This is a genomic window from Thermoflexus sp. (genome assembly GCF_025055495.1).
Taxonomy (GTDB): Bacteria; Chloroflexota; Anaerolineae; order Thermoflexales; family Thermoflexaceae; genus Thermoflexus.
In genome coordinates this window covers 1-4,083 of the sequence record NZ_JANWXB010000196.1, presented here as the reverse complement: position 1 = coordinate 4,083, position 4,083 = coordinate 1, and the positions used below count along the sequence as shown (strand labels likewise).

Genomic DNA, 4,083 nt, shown 5'->3' with positions numbered 1-4,083 from the left:
GCTGCGCGCCGCAGCGCGCAGCGCACCCTTCACGCCGGGCTACTATCCGGCCGCGATCCCTCAGGGGAGCTCGGATGGATCAGTCTATGGGCCGCCACCGGGAGCAGTATATGAAGGCGCGTGGCGGTTCTCTGCGCTGGGAGCGGACATCGGACAGGAGGAAGGCGATCGCCTGAGTTTCATCTTCGAAGGAACCGGGCTGGCCCTGCGAGTCCGCCGGGGAGGCTACCGGGCGCATCTGTATCTGTGGGTGGATGGACAACCGGCGAACCGGCTGCCGCGGGACGAGCGCGGAGCTTATCTGATCCTGACCTCCCCCGATTACGTGACTTCGGAAGTGGTCACGGTCCCGGTGGCGGAAGGCCTGCCGTATGGGAAGCACATCGTGCGCATCGAGGCGGAGCGCGGATGGGGGCAGTGGGCCCTGGTGGGATGGAGCATCGCGGGGGTTCAGCCAGCGATCCCGTGGTATCGGGGGGCGCTGATCCTCAGCCTCCTGGGGATGGGCCTCGGGGGATGGTTGATCCTCGTCGGCCTGTTCCAAAGCCGGCGGGCCCTCTGGGAAACCCTTCAAGGGATCGGGGCGGCGATGGTCGATCGCCTGGGATGGTGGGGCGCGTGGGGGCTGTCGGGTGTGGTCTATCTGGGGATGTGGTGGGCGGCTCTGGAAAGCTGGGGGAATCGTCGATGGGGCGAAGTGGGCTGGTTGGGCCTGGGGTTGGCGGTGAGCGGGGTCTTCTACCTGGCGCCGCGGATCGCCTTCATCGCGCTGACGGCTCTTCTGCTCCTCGGGCTTCTCATGGCGCGGCCGACGCTCGGCCTGGCCCTGACCGCCTTCTGGGCGCCCTTCTATCTTTACCCCAAGCCGTTCTTCGAGAAGGCGTTTTCCATGGCCGAGCTGTCCATCCTGATGACCGCAGCGGCCTGGATCCTCCGTCGCGCGATCCTCCAGCGGAAAAACCTCTGGGCAGGGTGGGAATGGGAGGAAGCCGATCGCTGGATGCTGATCTTCTTCGGGGCGGCCACCCTCAGCGCTGCCCTGGCAGCGTTCCCACGGGTTGCGTGGCGGGAATGGCGGATGGTGATCCTCGAGCCCTTGCTGTTCTACGCGCTGGCCCGGGCGATGCGGCCCACGCGGGCCGAGTGGGGGACCGTGCTGTTGGCCTTCCTGCTCGGGGGGCTCGGGGCCGCCGGGGTTGGGCTGGCCCAGTGGATCACCGGGACCGGGCTGATCACCGGCGAGGCCGGCGCCCGGTGTATCCGAGGGCCATATGGCTCCCCCAACAATCTGGCGCTCTACCTGGGAAGGGTGCTCCCTTTCCTGCTGGCGTTCTCCATGGGCCCGGCAGGAGCCTGGTCCCCTCACCGCGCAGGGTCCTCGCCCTCTGAAATCCGCGGGGAAGAGCCCCCGTTTCTTCGGAAACCGGGAGGGGTTCAGCAGAAGCCGGATCCTCCTCCGCTCGGTTCCGCTTCCCCTGGGACTCGCATCCTGGCTGGGATCGCCCTGATCCTGGCGGGCCTTGCGCTGGTGGGAACCTGTTCGGAAGGCGCGTGGTTCCTGGGGATCCCGGCCGCGCTAACGGTGATGGGTGGGCTGTGGCTTCGGGATCACTGGGGAGGGTTGCCCCGATGGGCTCGCTGGGGGATGGGAGCCCTGATGCTGGTGGGGGTGCTGATCGTTGCCCCGATCGTCGCACCGCGCGTGGGCGAGGCCCTGGCGCAGCGGGCCGCCACGCCCGGGAGCACTGTGTTCTTCCGGATCCGCCTATGGGCCAGCACCATGGATCTGCTCCGGGAACACCCGCTGCTTGGGGTCGGACCGGACAACTTCCTCTATTGGTTCCGAAGCCGCTATATTCGCCCGGACGCGTGGCAGGAGCCGAATCTCTCGCACCCTCATAATGTGTTCCTGGATTTCTGGGCGCGGACCGGATTGCTGGGGCTGATCGCCGGGATCGCGTGGCAGATCCTGTTCTGGCGCCGGGTCGGACGCCGAGGGGCCTCTCAAGATCCCTGGCGCTGGGGGGCCGCCGGGGCTATGGGGGACACACTGGGGCACGGTCTGGTCGATAATGGGTTCTTCCTGGTTGACCTGTCCATGGCGTTCATGGTCATCTTCCTCACCGGCGCCTTTGATCCAGGATCTCGGGAAAGCAACAGTCCCGGAGAAGACGGCGCTCTCCCCTCTTGAGATTTCGAACGGCGCAAATCTCTCCGGGCCAGGGTGCTCTCGACGATCTCCTCAGGGAATCCTCTCAAGGCGCAACCGGCGATGGGAAAACCCCATCGGTCGCTGGATATCGGGTCACGCGTAGATGCCCACCACCGACGCCGGCCGCATCGGGAGCGCGATCCACCCGTAAGCGATCCCGCGCAGGGGCCTCTCCCGATGGACGATCGGTCGTCCGTCCACTTCCACCCGCGCCAGGCGCAAGCCCTGGAATGCGAGGGGCATCCCGATCTCCCATTCGAACTCCTGAGCGGCCCCCGGTAGGATCAGAAACTGCAGCCGCCGGGCAATCGGATCCCATCGGAGGTCCTGGAAGATCGCTCCTGCCCGGGCCTCTACAAACTGTAGCCAGCGGTGGGCGGACCAGATGGGAAGCCCATAGGCGACAGCGGCGTCCAGCACGCCCTCCAGCCAGGCTGCCTGAGCGATCGCAGCCTCCCCACCGATGGCGAACGGATCGATATGGGCCTGGAGGCCGATCGCCCCCCAGGCGCCCTTCGCCGCTCCCCTTAGGAGCTCCCGGGAGATCTCCACGGCCCTCGCCGGGGGGAACCGCGGCGCCCCCTCCCAGGTCCACCCGATCAGTTGCTCATCCACCAGCTGGGTGGGCTGCTGATAGATCGCCAGCAGCCGGCCCTGTTCATCCACGAACCGCATGGGGAGACCGCTTCCGGTGAAGTAGCCAAAGGCCCAATCTCCATCCGGCTTTCGAAACATCGGGCCGACGAGGTAATAATCCAGGTTCATCCGGATCCCATACTTCGCTTGCATCCGCGCCGTCTCCACCCAACCGCTCCACAGCACCCGATGGGTGCGCACGGTAGGGGGAACGGGCCCGTAGCCCATCCCGGTGAAAGCCTCCCAGTAGCGCCGCCATCCCGCTTCCAGCCCTTCTTCCACATAGGGGTGGATCCCGAATTCATGGCCTCGCTCCCGCCAGGCCCGGACGTGCTCCGGTTGCACCACGTGGGCGGCGGCTCGCTCCAGCCAGTTCAGCAGGCGATGCCACGCCCGTTGCGCACGGTTCCGGGGCAGGGGAGCGTAGTAGACGCTGAACCAGCCCTCTCGCTGTTCCACCCGGCGCAGGGCCTCCTCCACCGCGTCCGGCGGCGTGTTGTGGGCGTCGCCGGTCGCGATCAGGATCCCCGGCGCGCCGGCCGGGAAATACCACAGGCGGGTCAGGGGAAGGCGATCGGCCAGCATCCAGGCGATCAGCTGGCTCAACAGGCGCATCTGCTCATCCGCCTGGGGGATCCCCACGCGGTCCAGATCGATCCATCCCTCAAACAGCTCATGGGCTCGAAGCCCATGCATACCGTCCCGCTCCTGGTTGGCATAAGCCGGGTTGCCCTGGCGAGTGAGGGCGACGCTCCAGGCCAGATCGAAGGCCCAGAGGGCCGCCTTTCCGGATCCCACCCGGTGGATGGTCACAGCGGGGAACGGCAGATCGCCGTTCTTCGTCGCCAGTCGCGCGATCTCCTCCGCGCCCGCCAGACGGTAGTGATCAGCCGGCCCATGGAATTGCAGGGCCTCTGGGGGAAATCCACGCCCGACCGGATGTTCGGAGAGGATCCGGAGATAGCCCTCCGCCGTTTGCCCAGCCAGGGGCTCTACCCCAAAGAGGTCCGCCAGATGGGAAGGAGGCCGCATCGCGATCAAGGATCCCCCGCGGGCCACATACCGGCGTAGCCCTTCCGCCCTCGTCGTGTCCAGAGGCCCGGCGCCCAGGAGCACGAGAGGGAAGCGCTCCAGGAACTCCTCGCGCGCGGCCGATAGGGGGCTCATCTGGAAGGCGTTCAACCCCTCCGCCCGCAGGATTTCCGCCAGGTAAGCGCCGGTGGGCGGCATGCCCC

At 67.3% G+C, this 4,083-nt stretch carries 2 protein-coding genes; one reads left to right on the top strand and one right to left on the bottom strand.

Annotation, left to right across the window (positions count from 1 at the left end; all coding sequences use genetic code 11):
- Positions 1-2,191: O-antigen ligase family protein (locus NZM16_RS06655; RefSeq protein WP_295479457.1), on the top strand; the 2,191-nt coding region annotated here is incomplete at its 5' end.
- 114 nt (positions 2,192-2,305) lie between these two features.
- Here NZM16_RS06655 and NZM16_RS06650 read toward each other — a convergent pair.
- Positions 2,306-4,083: hypothetical protein (locus tag NZM16_RS06650; protein ID WP_295479455.1), on the bottom strand; the 1,778-nt coding region annotated here is incomplete at its 5' end.